Origin of the sequence: Streptomyces hygroscopicus subsp. hygroscopicus, assembly GCF_030269125.1 — a bacterium.
Classification (GTDB): Bacteria; Actinomycetota; Actinomycetes; order Streptomycetales; family Streptomycetaceae; genus Streptomyces; species Streptomyces hygroscopicus_C.
In genome coordinates, this window is sequence record NZ_BSSM01000089.1 from 1 (window position 1) to 255 (window position 255).

At 63.9% G+C, this 255-nt stretch carries 1 protein-coding gene; it reads left to right on the forward strand.

What is annotated here, in order from left to right; genetic code table 11:
* A partial coding sequence (locus QSK45_RS38240; RefSeq protein WP_285563548.1) for a cellulose binding domain-containing protein occupies positions 1–255 on the forward strand: 255 nt, incomplete at both ends.

Consider the following 255-nt stretch of genomic DNA (forward strand, 5'->3'; position numbering starts at 1 on the left):
GCACGGGTGCGGTGAAGGTGCAGTACAAGAACAACGACAGCTCGGCCACCGACAATCAGATCAAGCCGGGTCTGCGGGTGGTGAACACCGGGAGTGATCCGGTGGACCTGTCCAAGGTGACGATCCGCTACTACTTCACCGGTGACGGCGGCTCGTCCGGTTTCACGACGTCGTGCGACTACGCGGCCGTGGGCTGTTCGAACGTGACGCAGAAGGTGGTGGCCCTGTCCTCGCCGAAGTCGGGCGCGGACCACT